The organism is Streptomyces triticirhizae (assembly GCF_003696235.1).
Lineage (GTDB): Bacteria > Actinomycetota > Actinomycetes > Streptomycetales > Streptomycetaceae > Streptomyces > Streptomyces triticirhizae.
The window spans coordinates 1-18,069 of the sequence record NZ_RFFJ01000035.1 but is presented as its reverse complement, the minus strand read 5'-3'; the positions used below and the strand labels follow the sequence as shown (position 1 = coordinate 18,069).

14 protein-coding genes are annotated in these 18,069 nt (G+C 73.6%); 12 read left to right on the top strand and 2 right to left on the bottom strand.

Features of this window, described 5'->3' with window-relative positions; translation table 11 throughout:
* The first annotated feature begins 47 nt into the window (after positions 1–47).
* The 3 genes from EBN88_RS09285 to EBN88_RS09275 all read left to right on the top strand — a co-directional run bounded on the left by EBN88_RS09285 (position 48) and on the right by EBN88_RS09275 (position 6,024).
* On the top strand, positions 48–677 hold the full coding sequence (locus EBN88_RS09285; protein ID WP_233580557.1) for a TetR/AcrR family transcriptional regulator: 630 nt from the start codon (positions 48–50) through the stop codon (positions 675–677).
* 376 nt (positions 678–1,053) lie between these two features.
* On the top strand, positions 1,054–5,103 hold the full coding sequence (locus tag EBN88_RS09280) for a discoidin domain-containing protein (RefSeq protein WP_233580556.1): 4,050 nt from the start codon (positions 1,054–1,056) through the stop codon (positions 5,101–5,103).
* A 117-nt stretch (positions 5,104–5,220) separates the two neighbouring features.
* Positions 5,221–6,024 carry a Clp protease N-terminal domain-containing protein gene (locus tag EBN88_RS09275; RefSeq protein WP_122183330.1) on the top strand — a complete coding sequence of 268 codons (804 nt, stop codon included), beginning with the start codon at positions 5,221–5,223 and terminating at the stop codon, positions 6,022–6,024.
* 33 nt (positions 6,025–6,057) lie between these two features.
* On the opposite strand, the gene EBN88_RS09270 is transcribed toward EBN88_RS09275, so the two are convergent.
* Positions 6,058–7,101 carry an Rv2578c family radical SAM protein gene (locus tag EBN88_RS09270; RefSeq protein ID WP_122183329.1) on the bottom strand — a complete coding sequence of 348 codons (1,044 nt, stop codon included), beginning with the start codon at positions 7,099–7,101 and terminating at the stop codon, positions 6,058–6,060.
* 272 nt (positions 7,102–7,373) lie between these two features.
* On the opposite strand from EBN88_RS09270, the gene EBN88_RS09265 reads away from it, so the two are divergent.
* Positions 7,374–9,227 carry a serine/threonine-protein kinase gene (locus EBN88_RS09265; protein WP_122183328.1) on the top strand — a complete coding sequence of 618 codons (1,854 nt, stop codon included), beginning with the start codon at positions 7,374–7,376 and terminating at the stop codon, positions 9,225–9,227.
* Positions 9,228–9,359: 132 nt separating this feature from the next.
* On the top strand, positions 9,360–9,824 hold the full coding sequence (locus EBN88_RS09260; RefSeq protein WP_122183327.1) for an SRPBCC family protein: 465 nt from the start codon (positions 9,360–9,362) through the stop codon (positions 9,822–9,824).
* Between the two features lie 55 nt (positions 9,825–9,879).
* On the opposite strand, the gene EBN88_RS09255 is transcribed toward EBN88_RS09260, so the two are convergent.
* The gene (locus EBN88_RS09255; protein ID WP_122183326.1) at positions 9,880–10,761 is read right to left on the bottom strand and encodes an NAD(P)H-dependent oxidoreductase; all 882 of its coding nucleotides are present in this window, start codon (positions 10,759–10,761) and stop codon (positions 9,880–9,882) included.
* 123 nt (positions 10,762–10,884) lie between these two features.
* Between EBN88_RS09255 and EBN88_RS09250 the strand changes: the two genes are divergently transcribed.
* The 7 genes from EBN88_RS09250 (at position 10,885) to EBN88_RS09220 (ending at position 17,562) form a co-directional block, all read left to right on the top strand.
* Positions 10,885–11,754: a helix-turn-helix transcriptional regulator gene (locus tag EBN88_RS09250; protein ID WP_122183325.1), complete on the top strand. Its 870-nt coding sequence runs from the start codon at positions 10,885–10,887 to the stop codon at positions 11,752–11,754.
* A gap of 47 nt (positions 11,755–11,801) precedes the next feature.
* Positions 11,802–12,638, top strand: coding sequence for a M55 family metallopeptidase (locus tag EBN88_RS09245; RefSeq protein ID WP_122183324.1), 837 nt, complete (start codon positions 11,802–11,804; stop codon positions 12,636–12,638).
* Positions 12,631–14,037 carry a M20/M25/M40 family metallo-hydrolase gene (locus EBN88_RS09240; RefSeq protein ID WP_122183323.1) on the top strand — a complete coding sequence of 469 codons (1,407 nt, stop codon included), beginning with the start codon at positions 12,631–12,633 and terminating at the stop codon, positions 14,035–14,037. The genes EBN88_RS09245 and EBN88_RS09240 overlap by 8 nt, the downstream gene beginning before the upstream one ends.
* Before the next feature lie 116 nt (positions 14,038–14,153).
* Positions 14,154–16,184 (top strand): S9 family peptidase, encoded by a 2,031-nt coding sequence (locus EBN88_RS09235; RefSeq protein ID WP_407703390.1) that lies wholly within the window; start codon positions 14,154–14,156, stop codon positions 16,182–16,184.
* Positions 16,181–16,690 (top strand): DinB family protein, encoded by a 510-nt coding sequence (locus EBN88_RS09230; RefSeq protein ID WP_122183322.1) that lies wholly within the window; start codon positions 16,181–16,183, stop codon positions 16,688–16,690. The genes EBN88_RS09235 and EBN88_RS09230 overlap by 4 nt, the downstream gene beginning before the upstream one ends.
* 143 nt (positions 16,691–16,833) lie before the next feature.
* A complete protein-coding gene (locus EBN88_RS09225) occupies positions 16,834–17,250 on the top strand; it encodes a CBS domain-containing protein (RefSeq protein WP_122183321.1) in 417 nt (138 codons plus the stop codon).
* A gap of 87 nt (positions 17,251–17,337) precedes the next feature.
* On the top strand, positions 17,338–17,562 hold the full coding sequence (locus tag EBN88_RS09220) for a DUF1049 domain-containing protein (protein WP_122183320.1): 225 nt from the start codon (positions 17,338–17,340) through the stop codon (positions 17,560–17,562).
* Positions 17,563–18,069 lie beyond the last annotated feature (507 nt).

The following is an 18,069-nucleotide window of genomic DNA, read 5'->3' as shown; positions in this document are numbered from 1 at the left end:
GATGTGGCCCGAAGCGGGCTGCCCGGAAGCGAGGAGGAGTGGAACGCGTGACACCGAGGGCCTATGACGCCAGTCGCCGCCAGGACGCCGCCCGCCGTCGGCGCGCCGACGTCCTGGCCGCCTGCCGGGAGCTGCTCGCCAGCGAGGGCTACCGGGCGACCACGGTGCGGGCCGTGGCGGAGCGGGCCGGCGTCTCGCCGGAGACGATCTACAAGGGGTTCGGTGGCAAGACGGGGCTGGTGAAGGCGCTCTGGGACGTGACACTCGCCGGCGACGACGAACCGGTGCCGATGGGGCGGCGCCCGGTGCTCCAGGAGGTCTGGCGCACCCGGGACGCCCGGGAGAAGGTGCGGCTGTACGCCGCGTTCGTGCGGGGCGTCCATGAGCGACTCGCCGCGCTCTTCAGTCAGTTGGCGCAGGCGGGGCCCGAGGTCGCGCGGGTGCTGGAGCTGGGCGAGGAGGAGCGGCTGATCGGGGTCACCGCCTTTGTCCGGCACCTCGCCGATGGCGGTGACCTGCGCCGCGACGCGGAGGTCGCCCGGGCGGCCGACGCCTGCTGGGCGCTGACCGGGCCTCGGCTGTTCCACCAGCTCACCGAGGGGCGGGGGTGGAGCGCGGACGCCTATCAGGAGTGGCTGGCCGACCTCCTCCTCGCCGCGCTGGTCGAGCCTCGCTGAACGCCCAGGGCTGGCCCTCAGGCCCTCGCTCGTCGAACGCATATTGCTTGCGTTTTTTGCGGATTCGCCCTCCGGCTCGTCAAGTTCCCGTGAAAGCCCCAGTTCATCGCAGGTCATGGGCTTGCGTTCCGGCCGGTTGACGCCGGCGTCCCGCCGTCCGCCGCCGGGGATTCCCGGTGCGCCAACGGTAGACAGCTTGGCATGTCCCTGCAATTCTCGGATGGCACTCCGCAAAAACATGCGCGCTGGATGAACCTCGTGCGCAGCGCAAGCGATGTCAGGAACGGCGTGGCACGTCACGACACCGGCACGCGGGTGCCGAGGAGCCGCGAGGTCGTGCCACAGGGATGCGAGGCCGGAGATGAGGGGCCAGGAGATGAGACCAGGGGCCAGGACGGGCACCGGACCGGGCGCGAGACGGCGACCAGCACGCCGCCGCGCGGGAGTCGCCGCGCTCACCGCCGCGTTGATCGCCGGCGGGCTCACCGCCGGCACGGCCGCCGCCGGCCAGGAGGCCGGGCTGGCCGTTGGCGCGCCGGCGACGGCGAGCAGCGTCGGCGATACCGGCCCCGCTGGGCTGGTGACCGACGGGGACCGCGACACCTACTGGGAGAGCGCCGCCGGCGACCTCCCCGCCTGGGTCGCCGCCGACCTCGGCGAGGTCAACCGGATCGACGCGGTCGAACTGAGCCTCCCGGCCGACTGGGACGCCAGGGAGCAGACCCTCGCCGTCGAGGGCAGCATGGACGGGCAGAGCTTCACCGCGCTCAGCGCCACCGCCACCCACGCCTTCGACCCGGCCGACGACAACCGGGTCACCATCCCGCTCCCCGAGGTCCGCACCCGCTTCGTCCGGGTCGAGATCACCGCCAACAGTGCGTCCGACACAGCCCAGTTGAGCGAGCTGACGGTTCGTCGGGCCGAGGAGTCCAGGGAGAACCTCGCCGCCTCGGCCGCCTTCACCGCCAGCAGCTCGGCGGGCGACCAGGCCGCCGAGCTGGCGGGCGACGGCGCCGCCGAGAGCTACTGGCAGAGCGAGTCCGGCGAGCTGCCGCAGTGGCTCCAGGCCGACCTGGGCGCCTCGGTGCCCGTGAACCGGGTGGTGCTCGGCCTGCCGCCCGACTTCGAGGCCCGCACCCAGACGCTGACCCTCCAGGCGTCCCAGGACGGCGCCGAGTTCACCGAGCTGACCCCGGCCGAGGACGCCCTCTTCGACGCCGGCGCCGCCGAGAACACCGTGACCCTCGCCTTCGACAGCACCGTCGCGCGCTATCTGCGGGTCTCGGTCACCGGCAACTCCGTCGAGGAGGCCGCCCAGTTGGGCGAGATGGAGATCTACGGCCCGACCGGGGGCGACACCCAGGCGCCCTCCGCGCCAACGGAGTTGACCGCCGTCACGTCCACCCCGGGCCAGGTGGCGTTGAGTTGGGCGGCTGCCGAGGACGACGGCGAGATCGCCGGCTACGAGATCCTCGCCGACGGGGTGTCCCGCTCCACGGTCGAGGGCGACGTCACCTCGTTCATCGACACCCAGCCGGCCGACGCCGACGTGGAGTACACGGTGCGCGCGCTGGACGCCGCCGGCAACCGCTCGGCGGACAGCGAGCCGGTCCGGCACGAGGGCGAACTCGACGCGCAGGCGGTCGAGTTGGCCGAGGGCAAGCCGATCAGTGCGTCGTCCTTCGTGCACACCTTTGTCGCGTCCAACGCCAACGACGGCGACCTGGACACCTACTGGGAGGGCGCGTCGGGCGCCTACCCGAGCCAGCTCACCGTCGAGTTGGGCGCCGAGTCCGAACTCGACTCCGTGGTCGTGGCGTTGAACCCGGACAGCGCCTGGGGCGCGCGCACCCAGCGGATCGAGGTGCTGGGCCGGGCGCAGGGCTCGGACGAGTTCACCAGCCTGGTGGGCGCCGCGGACTACGCCTTCTCGCCGGGCGACGGCAACGCGGTGACCATTCCGGTCAGCGGCCGGGCGGCCGACGTGCGGCTGGCGTTCACCGGGAACACGGGGGCCGGCAACGGGCAGGTGGCCGAGTTCCAGGTCCACGGCGAGCCGGCGCCCAACCCCGACCTGGAGGTCGTCGCGCTGACCGCGCGGCCGCCGGCGCCGCTGGAGTCGGAGCCGTTGACCCTCACCGCCACCGTTCGCAACGGCGGCAGCGAGGCGTCCCCGGCGACCGACGTGGCCTTCGCCGTGGACGGCGAGGAGGCTGCCACCGCGGAGGTGGGCGCCCTTGAGCCGGGCGAGACCGCCGAGGTCGCCGGCGACGTCGGCGCGCACCCGGCCGGCAGCCACCCGGTGAGCGCGGTGGTCGACCCGGAGAACACGGTGGTGGAGCAGGACGAGAACAACAACTCCTACGAGGCGCCCGAGCCGGTGGTGGTCGAGCCGGTGCCCAGCGCCGACCTGGTGGTGGAGCGGGTGAGTTGGGAGCCGGCCACCCCGCAGGCCGGCGACGAGGTCACGTTCTCCGCCTGGCTGGCCAACCGGGGCAGCCTCGACACCTCGGCCGACGCGCACGAGGTGACCCTGCGCCTGAGCGGGCCCGGCGGCGAGGCCGCCACGCTGAGCGGCTCGTTCAACGGCGTGATCGCGGCCGGGGCCGTCACCTCGGCCGTGGAGCTGGGGAGTTGGGAGGCGACGGACGGCTCGTTCACCCTGGCCACCACGGTCGGGGCCGACGAGGCCGAGATCCCCGCCAAGCGGCAGAACAACACGGACACCCGCGCGTTCTCCGTTGGCCGGGGCGCGCAGATGCCGTACGCGCTGTACGAGGCGGAGGACGCCGAGGTCGGCGGCGGAGCCCAGGTGGTCGGCCCCAACCGGGACGTCGGCGACCTCGCGGGCGAGGCGTCGGGACGGCGGGCGGTCACCCTGGAGTCCACGGGCGCGTATGTGGAGTTCACCACCGGCCAGTCCACCAACACCCTGGTCACCCGCTTCTCCATCCCGGACAGCCCCGGGGGCGGCGGGATCGACTCCACGCTCAACGTCTATGTGGACGGCGAGCAGGCCGGTGTCCTGGAACTGACCTCACGCTATGCCTGGTTGTACGGGAACGAGGCCCAGCCGGGGAACTCGCCGGGCATGGGCGGACCGCGCCACATCTACGACGAGGCGCATCTGCTGCTGGACCGGACCGTTCCAGCGGGCTCCACCATCAGGCTCCAGAAGGACGCGGCGAACGACACCGAGTACGCCATCGACTTCGTCAGCCTGGAGCAGGTGGCGCCGCAGCCCAACCCCGACCCGGCCGCCTACACCGAGCCGGAGGGCTTCACCCACCAGGACGTCCAGGACGCCCTGGACCGGGTGCGGATGGACACCACCGGCACCCTGGTCGGCGTCTACCTGCCGCCGGGCGACTACGAGACGAGCAACAAGTTCCAGGTCTACGGCGGCGCCGTCGAGGTGCTGGGCGCCGGCGTCTGGTACACCCGCTTCCACGCGCCGCAGGGGCAGACCGAGACGGACATCGGCTTCCGCGCGGACAGCACCGCCAGCGGCTCGACGTTCGCCCACTTCACCTACCTGGGCAACTACACCACGCGGATCGACGGTCCCGGCAAGGTCTTCGACTTCTCGAACGTCACCGACATGGTGATCGACGACGTCTGGACCGAGCACATGGTCTGCCTCTACTGGGGCGCCAACACCGACCGGGTCACCATCAGCAACTCCCGGATGCGGAACCTGTTCGCGGACGGGCTCAACATGACCAACGGCTCGACGGACAACCACGTGGTCAACAACGAAACGAGGGCGACGGGAGACGACAGTTTCGCTCTCTTCTCGGCCATTGACGCGGGGGGCGCCGACGAGACGGGTAACCTCTACGAGAACCTCACCTCGCTGCTCACCTGGAGAGCCGCCGGCCTCGCCGTCTACGGCGGCTACGACAACACCTTCCGCAACATCCGCATCGCCGACACCCTCGTCTACTCGGGCATCACCATCAGCTCGCTGGACTTCGGGTACCCGATGAACGGCTTCGGTGAGATCCCGACCAACTTCGAGAACATCACCATCGAACGGGCCGGCGGCCACTTCTGGGGCGACCAGGTCTTCCCCGGGATCTGGCTCTTCTCCGCCTCGGAGGTCTTCCAGGGCATCCGGGTCACCGACGTGGACATCATCGACCCGACCTATGTCGGGATCATGTTCCAGACCAACTACGTCGGCGGCCAGCCCGAACACCCGGTCACCGACACGGTGTTGACCAATGTCACCATCTCGGGCGCCCAGCGCAGCGGCGACGCCCACGACCACAAGTCGGGCATCGGCGTGTGGGCCAACGAGATGCCCGAGGCCGGTCAGGGCCCGGCCGTGGGCGAGGCCACCTTCCACAACCTGGTGCTCAACGACAACGCGGAGGACTTCAGGAACACGACGTCCACCTTCACCTTCCACCTCGACCCCTAGCGGGCCCCGGGCCGGCCCGGCACCCGTGACGCCGCCACCCGCGCCGGTGGGGCGGAGCGCCCCCGAGTGTCAACCGCCGGTTGACACTCGGGGGAGTGTCAACCTAGCGTTGACATCATGACGGAACCAACGCGACTGACGCATCCCGTGCGCCTCGACGACCTGATCGACGCGATCAAGAAGGTGCACTCCGACGCGCTCGACCAGCTCACCGACGCGGTGATCGCCGCCGACCACCTGGGTGAGCTGGCCGACCACCTGATCGGCCACTTCGTGGACCAGGCCCGCCGCTCCGGCGCGTCCTGGACCGAGATCGGCAGCCGGATGGGCGTGACCCGCCAGGCGGCCCAGAAGCGGTTCGTTCCCAAGGCGCCCACGGCGACCCCGGGTTGGGAGGAGGACGGAAAGCAGGGCGCGGCCGAGGGCTTCGGCCGCTACACGGCCAGGGCCAGGAACGTGGTCATGGCCGCGCACAACGAGGCCAGGGAGGCGGCCAACGCCGAGGTCGTCCCGGCCCACCTGGTGCTGGGGCTGGTCTCCGACGCCCAGGGCATCGGCGCCGCCGTCATCGTCGACCAGGGCGTGTCCCTGGACGAGGTGCGGGAGTCCGCCCGTGCCGCGCTGCCGGCGCCGGTGGAGAAGGCCCCGGCGCTGGTGCCCTACGACACGGCGGCCCGCAAGGTGCTCGAGCTGACCTTCCGGGAGGCGCTCCGGCTCGGCCACAACTACATCGGCACCGAGCATCTGCTGCTGGCGCTGCTGGAGTTCGAGGACGGCTCGGGGCTGCTGAGCGGCCTCGGTGTCGACAAGGCGACCAGCGAGGAGCACATCCGCCGCGCGCTCAACGTCTTCGTGGGCGCGGGCGGGGCGCCCGCGCCCGGCGCTGAGACGCGGGCTCCGGGCGCGGAGGCGCAGGGCTGAGCGCCCGGGCCCGACCCGCGCGTCCCGCGCGGCTCACAGCAGGGTGAGCTGGGTGGCGCCCGGGTCGGGCCCGGGCTCCGGCTCCGGCGCCTCGGCGCGCTCCGCACGCGGCGAGCGGTGCGCCCCCGGGTACGCCGGGCCCATCCCGTACTCGGCGGCCAACTCGTGGACCTGGCCCGTGATCCGCCGCTGGTACCAGCGCGGCGCGTAGGAGCCGTTGCCGTAGAGGATTTCGTAGTGCCGCACCAGCCCCGGGTGGTGCTCGGCCAGCCAGGCCATGAACCACTCCCGGGCGCCCGGCCGCAGATGGAGCGCGAGCGGGGTCACCGAGGTGGCCCCAGCCGCCGCGATCGCCCGCACCGTCGCGCGCAACTGCCCCGGCGAGTCCGCGAGATAGGGCAGCACCGGCGCCATCAGCACCGAGCAGCCGATGCCGTGCTCGGCCAGGGCGCGCACCACGTCCAGCCGCCGTTCCGGCGCCGGGGTGCCCGGCTCCACGGTGCGCCACAGCTCCGCGTCGAGCAGCCCGACCGAGACTGAGATCCCCACGTCGGTGACGGCGGCGGCCTCCCGCAGCAGCGGCAGGTCCCGCAGGATCAGCGTCCCCTTGGTGAGGATGGAGAACGGGTTGGCGTGGTCGCGCAGCGCCTCGATGATCCCCGGCATCAGGCCGTACCGACCCTCCGCCCGCTGGTAACAGTCGACATTGGTGCCCATCGCGATGTGCTCGCCGCGCCACCGCCGCGCCGACAGCTCGCGGCGCAGCAGCTCGGGGGCGTTCACCTTGACCACGATCTGGGAGTCGAAGCCGAGCCCGGTGTCCAGGTCCAGATAGCTGTGGGTCTTGCGGGCGAAGCAGTAGACGCAGGCGTGGGTGCACCCCCGGTACGGGTTGACCGTGTAGGTGAACGGCATCCGGGAGGTGCCGGGCACCCGGTTGACGATCGTCCTCGCCCGCACCTCGTGGAAGGTCACGCCCCGGAACTCGGGGGTGTCGATGGTCCGGCTGACCACGTCGGTCCCGAAGAGCGCGGGGGGCGTGCTCGCCGTTGCCTCGCTCAGCTGGTTCCAGCGCATGGGGCCTCCTCGCTGCGTTCCCGCGTAATAGAACACAGGTTCGAGTGTGGGGTGTCAAGCCGGGTTTTGGGTGAGATGTCCGAAGAGCTGGTCAACTCCCGGCCGTACGTCGGTCGTTGGTCGCACCCGGTTGCCGGCCCGGACGGCGGGCGCCATGATCGTGTTGTCGGCGGCGCGTTGCGTGGTCGGCACGCGCCGTGGTGCGGGACCCGGCGCGCGTTCAAACGTGGCGCGGCTTCGCGCGCCGCGCTACTTCGGGGGGAACGGGGCGCATGGAAGCGTTGGCCGAGGACGACCCACGCGAGGTGGGCGGCTACCGCCTGTTGGGCCGGCTGGGCGCCGGCGGCATGGGGCAGGTGTACCTGGGGCGTTCGAACGCGGGGCGCCATGTCGCGCTCAAGCGCATCCACCCCTGGCTGGTCGCCGTTCCCGGGTTCCGGGACCGCTTCGCGCGGGAGATCCGCGCGTCCACGGTGGTCACGGGGCCCGGCACGGTGCGGGTGGTCGCCGCCGACGCCGAGGCCGCGAGCCCCTGGCTGGCCACGGTCTACCTGCCGAGCCCCACCCTCGGTGACGTCCTCGACGACCACGGCCCGCTGCCCGAGCCGGCGGTGTGGCGGCTGCTGGCCGGCCTGGCCCAGGCCCTCGCCGAGGTGCACGGGCACCAGTTGATCCACCGCGACCTCAAGCCGTCCAACGTGCTGCTGTCGCAGTCGGGCCCGCTGCTCATCGACTTCGGGATCGCCAGGGCCGTCGACGAGACCGGCCAGACCGGCACCGGCCTCGCCGTCGGGTCGGCCGGGTACATGGCGCCCGAGCAGGCCACGGGGAAGCGGGTCGCCTCGGCCGCCGACGTGTTCTCCCTCGGCGCGCTGCTGGCGCACGCGGCCACCGGGCGCCCGCCGTTCGGCGTGGGTTCGGCGCCCGAACTCCTCTACCGAGTGGTGCACGAGGAGCCGGACCTGACCGGCCTCTCTCCCGAGCTGGCCCGGGTGACCCGGGAGTGCCTGGCCAAACAGCCGGGCGAGCGCCCGTCGTTGAAGCGGCTGACGGCCGAGGCCGCCCGGCACGACGCGGCCGGCAGGGACTGGCTCCCGGGCCCGGTCAGCGCGGAGATCGCGCGCCGCGCCGAGGAGCTGCTCCGCCTTCCGTACGACGACGAGGGGCGACCGGAGCCGGGCCAGCCGCCGACGTCGTCCGCGTCCCAGTCCAAGTCCCGGTCCCGGTCCCAGCCCCGGTCCCAGCCCCGGTCCCAGCCCCGGTCCCGGTCCCAGGCCCCGACGTCGTCGGCGTCCTCCGCGTCCTCGTCCGAGGCGCCCACCGCAGTGGTGCCGCCCCGGCCGACGCACCCGCCGACCCGGGTCGACGCCGCCTCGGCCGCCCGCGCGCCCTGGTGGGAGCCGGCCCGGGGAGCCGTGGCGGCCACGGCGCGCGGGCTGGCCAGATGGGGCCGGGAACAGGCCGACCGGCGGCGGGAACGCGCCGACCGGCGGCGGGACGCCCTGCGGGGCGAGCCGGGGACCGCGAGCGCCACCACCGCTCCGCCCCGGCGGGCGCGCCCCGTCGGGCACCTGGCGCCCTGGGTGAAGGACAAGGGCCTCGGCCGCCTCGCGTTCAGCCTCTGGGGACTGCTGCCCATGATGGCGCTGCCGGCGTTCGCGCCCCAACTGCGCACCGTCATCGACGAACACCCCCAGCACCCGAGCGAACGCAACTTCGGCGACCTCACCGAGTGGGCCCAGGAGACGGACTGGTTCCTGTCCCTGCCGATCGCGCTGTTCGTGGCGCTGCTGGCGCTGTCCTACGCCCGGGCCAGGCTCACCCGCTACACCGAGCGCGCGGTCCGGATCTGGGTCGGCCTGAGCGCCGGCTTCTGGCTGGTCTGGTCGGGCCTGGTCGCGCTCTGCCTGGCGTGGTTCGTGGGCATGGACGACGGCTGGGAGCTGGAGGAGCTGCCCGAACTGCCCCCCGTCGTCACGGGGATCGACATCCTGCTGGCGCTGCTCCTCCTCGGGTGCGGCCTGGCGGCCCCGTTCGTCGCGTTCACCGCCGCGAGCCGGCTGAACCGGGCCTCGCTCAGGGACCTCAGACGGGACGGCGCCACCCCGGCGGGCCGCAGGAGCTGACGGCCCGTCACCCCGGCACCGGCGAACACCCGAGCCCACCCCCGCCCGAGGGGGTGAACTGTCCCACTGGGACGCTTACTTCTGGGTAGGCCCCACTCACGGGGACCGCAACGACGCAGGGGAGTCAGGGACATGGCGCAGGTCGAGGTCGAGGCGCGGCGCGGCATCGCCGCCCGGCCGGAAGTGGTGTACGCGGCGCTCGCCGACTACCGCGAGGTCCATCCGAGGCTGCTGCCGGAGGAGTTCACCGACTACGAGGTCAGGGAGGGCGGCCAGGGCGCCGGCACCGTGCTCTTCCTCCGGCTGCACGCGACCCGCAAGCGGGTGCGGGAGTGCGTGCTGGAGATCAGCGAGCCCGAGGAGCGCACCCTGGTCGAGACCGACCGCGACTCCACCCTCGTCACCACCTGGACCATCACCCCGGACGGCGGGGACGACCGCAGCGTCGCCCATATCCGCACCGTCTGGGAGGGCTCCGGCGGCATCGGCGGCTTCTTCGAACGTCTCTTCGCGCCACGGGTGTTGAAGGGCGTCTACGAGCGTCTGCTGGACAACCTGGCCGCCGAGGCCGAGCGGGGCTCGTCGACCACCGGCTGAAAGCACCTCGGTGGCGGGCCCGTTCGGGACCCGCCGCCGAGGGAGGACGCCCCGCTCAGGCCAGGTGCAACCCGAGACCCGAGGTGCCCGGCCGTTCGCGGCCGGGCCGCAGCTCCAACTCCCTGGTGTAGTCCTCCTCGGTCAACCGCCGGTACGGCAGCGGGCGTTCGGTGAACAGGCCGGCCAGCCGCTCCCGGTAGGCGGCCGCCACCGCCCGGTAGCCCGCCTCGTCCAGGTCGGGCGCGTCGGGCACGGCGAACGGCTCCAGCACCGACATCCCGGTGAAGAACAGCACCCCGTGCTGGAGCGGGAAGAGCAGCTCGTGCAGCGGCCCGTGGATGCCGCGCGGGCCGACCGAGGCCGCCCCCGCGCCGTGCGTCACCGAGAGCAACACCCGCCGTCCCGTCAACTCCCCCTCGCCGTACGGCTTGACGCCCGGGCCGTAGGCGAAGCCCCCGCTGAAGACCCGGTCGAGCCAGCCCTTGAGGATCGCCGGTACCGAGAACCACCAGAGCGGGAACTGGAGGATCACCGCGTCCGCCCAGCGCAGCCGCTCCTGCTCGGCCCGCACGTCGGCGGTCAACGTCCCGGTGGCGTAGGCGTGTTCGGACGCCGCCATCACATCGAGCCGGCCGTCGCCGTCCGGCCGTGCCGGATAGTCGTCGGCGTCCGTCGCGGCCTTCCACTTCATCGCGTACAGGTCGGATATCCGCACCTCGTGCCCCGCGCCGCGCAGCTCGTCGGCGGCGAGGCCGGTCAGCGAGGCGGTCAACGAACGGGCGTCCGGGTGGGCGCTGACGATCAGCACCCGCCGCCCGCGCGAGTCCGGTGCCGCACCCGACCCGGCGTCCGCGCCCCCGGTCGTGCCCTCCGTCGCGTTCTCGGTCGTGCCCCCGGTCGTGTTCTCGGCCGTGCTCTGGGTCGTGTTCTCGGTCATGGACACCGTTCTCGCAGCTCGGCGCCGGGGTAGCCAGCACCCGGTCGAGCCGGGGGATTCCCGTTCCCGGTACTGCGAGGACCACCCTCCGCCGGCGCGCACGCCCCCGCGCATACTGGACGGATGACGACGGAGGCGCTGCGGGACAGCGGGCGCGAGCTGGGCGCGTTCCTCAGGGCGCGCCGGGCGCGCGTGGCGCCGGGGAGCGTGGGACTCGACCCCGGGCGCCGGCGCAGGGTGCGCGGGCTGCGCCGCGAGGAGCTGGCCCAACTCGCCGGGATCAGCGTGGACTACTACGTACGGCTCGAACAGGGCCGCGCCAACCAGCCCTCCACCGAGGTGCTGGACGCGCTGGCCCGCGCGCTGCGCCTCGACGGGGTCGAGCGCGCCCACCTGCTCACCCTCGCCCACGGGCGCTGCCCCACGCCGCACGCCGCCGCGCCCTCGACGAAGCCGGTCCGCGACGAGCTGCGCCGGGTCATCGACGCCCTGTCGGGCCTGCCGGCCGTCGTGCTCGACGAGCGGCTCGACCTGCTGGCGTGGAACCGGCTCGGCGGCGTCCTCCTCGGCGGCCTCGACGAGCCGGGCGCCAGGGACCGCAACCAGGCCCGTTTCGTCTTCCTCGACCCGGCAGCCCGCGCCACCCTCCCCGACCTCGACGACCGCCGGCGGGAGTCCGTCGCGCTGCTCCGCCACGCCGTCGGCCGTTACCCCGAGGACGCCCGACTGACCTCCCTGGTACGGGAGTTGCACGCCGGCAGCGAGGCGTTCGGCACGCTCTGGGCCGACGGCGACGTGCGGATGTGCGCGGTCGGCAGCAGGCGCTTCCGGCACCCGGCGGTCGGCGTGCTCGACCTCGACGTCGAGACGCTCCATGTGCCGCCGCTGGCCGGCCGGATGGGACAGCAGCTCCACGTCTTCAGCGCCGCCGAGGACACCCCGGCCGCCGCAGCGCTGCGCCGCCTCGCCGAGGCGGTGGACGGCGCACCGTAAGGCGTCGGCCTGGCTGGCGGCCCGACGCGGGGGTAACGTCTCCCCCCATGACCAAGATCCTCATCTCGGCCGACATGGAGGGCGCCACCGGGGTCACCTGGCCGGCCGACTGCCTGCCGGGCACGCCCGAGTGGCAGCGCTGCCGGCCGCTGCTCACCTCGGACGTCAACGCGGCCATCGCCGGCTTCCTCGCCGGCGGCGCGGACGAGGTCCTGGTCAACGAGGCGCACATGACCATGCGCAACCTGCTGCTGGAGCAACTGGACGACCGCGCCCAGCTGCTCACCGGCCGGCACAAGGACCTCAGCATGGTCGAGGGCGTCCAGCACGGCGACGTGGACGGCATCGCGTTCGTCGGCTACCACACCGGCGCCGGCGACGCCGGGGTGCTCGCCCACACCTATCTCGGCAACTCGCTGACCGGCGTCTTCGTCGACGGGGTCCGCGCCAGCGAGGGCCTGCTCAACTCGCTGGTGGCCGCCGAGTACGGCACCCCCGTGGTGCTCGTCACCGGCGACGACCTGACCTGCGCCGACGCCCGCCGCTACGCGCCCGAGGCGGTGGGCGTCGCCGTCAAGGACTGCGTCTCCCGCTACGCGGCGGTCTGCCGCACCCCCGCCAGGACCGCGGCCGACATCACCGAGGGCGCCACCCGCGCCGCCGCCCTGGCGGTGCGCCACGAGCCGGCGGGGCCCACCCCGCGCCGGATCGAGATCGAGTTCGACGCCGACCAACTCGCCGGCGCCGCCGCCCTGGTGCCGGGCGTCGAGCAGACCGGCGAGCGGCGCGTCGCCTACACCGCGCCGACCATGTACGAGGGCATCCGGTGCTTCAAGACGGTCACCACCATGGTGTCCGCCGCCGTGGAGGAATGGTATGGCTGACTCCCCGACCCCGACCCCGACCGCTGCCGAGCGGGCCAGGCCCGCCCCGGCCGCGCCCGAGGGGCCCGTCGACGCGACCGCGCTGGAGGAGGTGGTCACGTTCACCTCCGAGTTGATCAGGATCGACACCACCAACCGGGGCGGCGGCGAGGGGCACGAGCGGCCGGCGGCCGAGTATGTCGCCGAGCGGCTCGCCGAGGTCGGGCTGGACCCGCTGCTGCTGGAGAAGAGCCAGGGGCGCACCAACGTGGTCGCCAGGATCGAGGGCACCGACCCGACGGCCGAGGCGCTGCTGGTCCACGGACACCTGGACGTGGTGCCGGCCGACCCCGACGAGTGGCGCGTCCACCCGTTCTCCGGGGAGGTCAGCGACGGGGTGGTCTGGGGCCGGGGCGCGGTGGACATGAAGGACGCCGACGCCATGGTGCTGGCCCTGGTCCGCGCCTGGACGCGCGCCGGCGTGCGCCCCCGGCGCCCGGTGGTGCTGGCGTTCACCGCCGACGAGGAGGACACCGCCTCGTTCGGCTCCGGGTTCCTGGCCGAGCAGCACGCCGACCTCTTCGACGGCTGCACCCAGTCGATCGGAGAGTCGGGCGCGTTCACCTTCCACCCCGGCGACGGCCGCCGGATCTACCCGCTGGCGGCCGGGGAGCGCGGCACCGGCTGGATGACCCTGACCGCGAAGGGCCGCGCCGGGCACGGCTCCAAGATCAACGCGGAGAACGCCGTCACCCGGCTCACCGCAGCCGTCACCCGGATTGGCGAGCACCGCTGGCCGGTCCGGCTGACCGAGACCGTGCGCGCCGGCCTCACCGAGCTGGCCCAGGTCTACGGGCTGCCGCTGCCCGACCTCGCCGACCCCGACCCCGAGCGGCTGGCCCACTCCGTGGACCGGCTGCTGGCGCTGCTCGGCCCGGCCGCCGAACTGCTCGCGCCCACCGTGCGCAACAGCGCCAACCCCACCATGCTGGACGCCGGTTACAAGGTGAACGTGATCCCCGGCAGCGCCACGGCCCATGTCGACGGGCGCGTACTCCCGGGCACGGAACGGGAGTTCGCCGCCACCCTGGACCGCCTCACCGGGCCCGACGTCGCCTGGGAGTTCCTGCACCACGAGATCCCGCTCCAGGCGCCCGTCGACGCGCCCACCTACCACACGCTGCGGGAGGCGCTGCTGCACTTCGACCCGGGCGCGCACGTGGTGCCGTACTGCATGTCGGGCGGCACGGACGCCAAGCAGTTCTCCCGACTCGGCGTGGAGAACTACGGTTTCATGCCGTTGAAGCTGCCCGAGGGCTTCGACTACCAGGCGATGTTCCACGGCGTGGACGAGCGGGTGCCGGTCTCCGCGCTGCACTTCGGCGTCCGGGTGCTGGACCGGGCGATCCGTTCGCTCTGAGGAACCGTCAACCGCACCGAGGAATCGTCAGCCGCTCTGAGGAACCGTCAACCGAGGTCCGCCGGACGGGACTTCACCAACGGGCGTTCTTCACAGGCTCGTTGACCCCGACCAGGATGCTTCCCATGTCGCAGGCACCGTTGTCGCACGCACCGTACGGAAGTTGGCCATCACCCATCGACGAGGCGCTGGTCGCCGCGCACGACGGGCACCCCGAGGCGCTCGGCGCGGTGGGCGAGGAGGTCTGGTGGACCGCGCCCCGCCCCGCCGAGGGCGGCCGCCGCGCCCTGCTGCGGCTGCGCCCCGACACGCCCGGGCCGGTCAGCGTGCTGCCCGCGCCGTGGAACGTCCGCAACCGGGTGCACGAGTACGGCGGCCAGCCCTGGGCCGGCGTCGCGCGGGAGAGTGGCGGGCCGCTGGTGGTGTTCACCGACGCCGGCGACCAGCGGCTGTACGCCCTGGAGCCCGACCTCGACACCGCGCCCCGGCCGCTGAGCCCCGTCTCGGCCGTGGGCGGCGGGCTGCGCTGGTGCGACCCGCTGGTGCTGCCGGAGCGCGGCGAGGTCTGGTGCGTGCTGGAGGAGTTCACCGGGGAGGGGCCGGGCGACGTCCGGCGGCTGCTGGCCGCCGTGCCGCTGGACGGCTCGGCCGCCGAAGACCGTTCCGCCGTCCGGGAGTTGACCGACGACGCGCACCGCTTCGTCACCGGGCCCAGGCTCTCGCCGGACGGCGGCCGGCTGGCCTGGCTGGTCTGGGACCACCCCCGAATGCCCTGGGACGGCACCGAGTTGCTGGTCGCCGAGGTCGACGAGGCCGGCCGCGTCGGCTCGCCGCGCACCGTGCTCGGCGGCCCGGAGGAGTCGGTGGCGCAGGTCGAGTGGGCCGAGGACGGCACCCTGCTGGCGCTCAGCGACCGCGCCGGCTTCTGGCAGCCCCACCGCCTCGACCCCGACACCGGCGAGGTCGTGCGACTCTGCGCGCTCCAGGAGGAGTTCGCCGGACCGCTGTGGAAGGTCGGCTTCCGCTGGATGGTGCCGCTGCCGCACCGCACGCTCGCCGTGCTGCACGGGCTCGGCACCGCGCGGCTGGCCGTACTCGACCCAGACCGGGGGGAGTTGGCCGACGCGGTCGGCCCCTGGACCGAGTGGTGGCCCTCGCTGGCCGCGTGCGGCGAGCGGGTCGTCGGCATCGCCGCCGGGCCCGAACGCGACTACGAGGTCGTCGCGTTGGACACCGCGACCGGCCACTGCCGGGTGCTCGCCGAGCACCACACCGACCGCGTCGACCCCGGGTATCTGCCCCGGCCCGAGCCCCGCGTGTTCACCGGGCCCGAGGGGCGGGAGATCCACGCCCAGATCCACCGGCCGCGCCACCCCGAGCTGACCGGGCCGCCCGACTCCGCGCCGCCCTTCGTGATCTGGGCGCACGGCGGGCCAACCGGCTCGGCGCCGCTCGTACTCGACCTGGAGATCGCCTACTTCACCTCGCGCGGCATCGGCGTCGCCGAGGTGAACTACGGCGGTTCCACCGGCTACGGCCGGGCCTACCGGGAGCGGCTGCGCGGCCGCTGGGGGGTGGTGGACGTCGAGGACTGCGCCGCCGTGGCCCGCGCGCTGGTCGCCGAGGGTGGCGCCGCCCCCGGGCGGCTGGCGATCCGGGGCGGCAGCGCCGGCGGCTACACGGCCGCCGCCTCGCTGAGCGACCCGGCCACCGCCGACCTGTACGCCGCCGGCACCATCAGCTATCCGCTGCTGGACCTGGCGGGCTGGGCCTCGGACGGCACCCACGACCTGGAGTCGCACTATCTGGAGTCGCTCGTCGGCCCGTTGAACGAGGTGCCCGAGCGCTACCGGGAGCGTTCCCCGGTCCACCGCGCCGAGCGGATCGTCGCGCCGTTCGTGCTGCTCCAGGGGCTCGACGACGTCGTCTGCCCGCCCGAACAGGCCGAGGCGCTGCTGGCCGCCGTCGCGGGGCGCGGGGTGCCGCACGCCTATCTGAGCTTCGCCGGCGAGGGCCACGGCTTCCGCCGCGCGGCCACCGTCGAGCGCGCCCTGGAGGCCGAACTCGCCCTCTACGCACGGGCGTTCGGCTTCGAGAGGAACGACCTGGCGCCGCTGGACCTGGCGGAGGGAAGGGAAGCCCGTTGAGGAACGGACCCGCACGCGAGATCGAGGACCCCGGACAGCTGCTCGTCGGCTATCTGGAGAGCTACCGCTCCGCCCTGTGGGACAGGCTGGCCGGGCTGGACGAGGAGGCGTTCCACACCTCGCGGGTGCCCTCGGCCTGGACGCCCGCGCAGCTGGTGTGGCACCTGGCGATGATGGAACGCCGCTGGTTCGTCTGGGGCTTCCGGGGCGAGCCGGTCGACGAACCGTGGGGCGACCGGGACGCGGAGGGACGGTGGACCCTGCCCGAGGGGGTCGACGTGGCCGAGCTGCGGCGGCGGTACTGGGGGCAGGCCGAGCGAGTCGCGGAGGCGATCGCGGGCGCGGCGTTGACCGAGCGGGCGGCCGTCGGCGGCCGGTTCGACGGAACGGTGGAGACTCCGCCGACGCTGGGCTGGATTCTCTGCCACGTCCTCCAGGAGTACGCCCGCCACCTCGGCCACCTGGACATCGCCAGGGAGCTGACGGACGGCACGGTGGGGGAGTGAGGCGGGGTGGGCCGACCCCGGAAATGGGGGCAGAATCGGTCAGGCCACCCGAATGGCGCATTCCGGGCGCGGCGGGGACCATGGGTGGTGAGGCATGGGATCAGCCGATCCCTCCGAACCGCGACGCAGAGAGGTATGAACCCATGGCCATCGCCGCTGACATCATGAACCCCGGCGCCCAGTGGATTCCCGCCACCGAGAGCCTGGACCGCGCGGCCCAGCTGATGCGCGAGCTGGACGTGGGCGCGCTGCCGGTGAGCGACACCAACGAGCGGCTCTGCGGCATCATCACCGACCGCGACATCGTGGTGCGCTGCGTGGCCGCCGGCCACGACCCCGCCCACACCACCGCCGGTGAACTGGTCCAGGGCACCCCGCGCTGGGTGTCCAGCCTGGCCGAGGAGGACGAGGTGCTGGCCGAGATGGAGGCCCACCAGATCCGCCGGCTGCCGGTGATCGACGAGAACAAGCGGCTGGTCGGCATGATCAGCGAGGCCGACCTCGCCAGGACGCTCACCGACGACCAGGTCGCCGAGTTCGTGGAGCGCGTCTACGCCTGAGCGCCCCGCGCCCGCGTCCCCGACCGGTCGGCCGTCCCCCGCCACGCTCGGCGGGCGGGCGGCCCGCTTCGTCCCCATCCTGGGGGCATGACGACCAGGACCCGTGCTCCGCGCACCAACGAGTTCTTCACGCCCGGCCGGATCATCATGCTGGTGGTCGCCGTGGTCACCCTGATCTTCATCTTCGGCAACACCCGGCAGACCAAGATCAGGCTGCTGATTCCCGAGGTCACCATGCCGCTCTGGCTGGCCCTCCTCTTCACCCTGCTGATCGGGGCGGCCTGCGGCTTCTACGCGGCCCGTCGCCGCTGAGTCGCTGCCGCTGAGTCGCTGCCGCTGGGCTTCCGCAGTGCCTGCGGCGGCTGCGCCGACGCTTGGCCTGCGGCCGGTGGCCGCCGTGCGCCCGTTGGCCGTTGGCCGGCTGCGCCGGCCTGTGCCTCCGGGTGCGCCGGCCTGGCGCGTTCTCTGACCGCAGGTCGTGCCGCGCCCGGTCGCGTCCGCACGGGCGGGCCGATGGCGTCCCGTGGAGTGGTGTGGTCAAACGGTCCGCAGCGCTCCGCCCAGCACCGTCACGGAGGGCGTCGGTTGGCTCGGTGCCCGGCTGTCCGCGTTGCTCGCGGCCGCACACCACGATCTGGTGCGCGGGCAGCCGCCGCTACTCCATCGACCTGCGGAGTGGCGAGCTCCGCACCGCTACACCACTCGGCGGGATGTCGCCGGCGGACCGCGTGTGATCCGCGTGGCGGCCGCCGTGCCAACCGCCGCGCGGGCGGCGCCCGCGCCGCGCGCCCCGGCCGCATCGTCCCTCGCCCGCGCCGC

Coding starts and splice junctions, on each gene's coding strand:
- EBN88_RS09220 (WP_122183320.1), top strand. CDS start 17,338: ATGACGACCAGGACCCGTGCTCCGCGCACCAACGAGTTCTTCACGCCC.
- EBN88_RS09275 (WP_122183330.1), top strand. CDS start 5,221: ATGACGGAACCAACGCGACTGACGCATCCCGTGCGCCTCGACGACCTG.
- EBN88_RS09250 (WP_122183325.1), top strand. CDS start 10,885: ATGACGACGGAGGCGCTGCGGGACAGCGGGCGCGAGCTGGGCGCGTTC.
- EBN88_RS09225 (WP_122183321.1), top strand. CDS start 16,834: ATGGCCATCGCCGCTGACATCATGAACCCCGGCGCCCAGTGGATTCCC.
- EBN88_RS09235 (WP_407703390.1), top strand. CDS start 14,154: ATGCTTCCCATGTCGCAGGCACCGTTGTCGCACGCACCGTACGGAAGT.
- EBN88_RS09270 (WP_122183329.1), bottom strand. CDS start 7,101: ATGCGCTGGAACCAGCTGAGCGAGGCAACGGCGAGCACGCCCCCCGCG.
- EBN88_RS09260 (WP_122183327.1), top strand. CDS start 9,360: ATGGCGCAGGTCGAGGTCGAGGCGCGGCGCGGCATCGCCGCCCGGCCG.
- EBN88_RS09240 (WP_122183323.1), top strand. CDS start 12,631: ATGGCTGACTCCCCGACCCCGACCCCGACCGCTGCCGAGCGGGCCAGG.
- EBN88_RS09245 (WP_122183324.1), top strand. CDS start 11,802: ATGACCAAGATCCTCATCTCGGCCGACATGGAGGGCGCCACCGGGGTC.
- EBN88_RS09280 (WP_233580556.1), top strand. CDS start 1,054: ATGAGACCAGGGGCCAGGACGGGCACCGGACCGGGCGCGAGACGGCGA.
- EBN88_RS09255 (WP_122183326.1), bottom strand. CDS start 10,761: ATGACCGAGAACACGACCCAGAGCACGGCCGAGAACACGACCGGGGGC.
- EBN88_RS09265 (WP_122183328.1), top strand. CDS start 7,374: ATGGAAGCGTTGGCCGAGGACGACCCACGCGAGGTGGGCGGCTACCGC.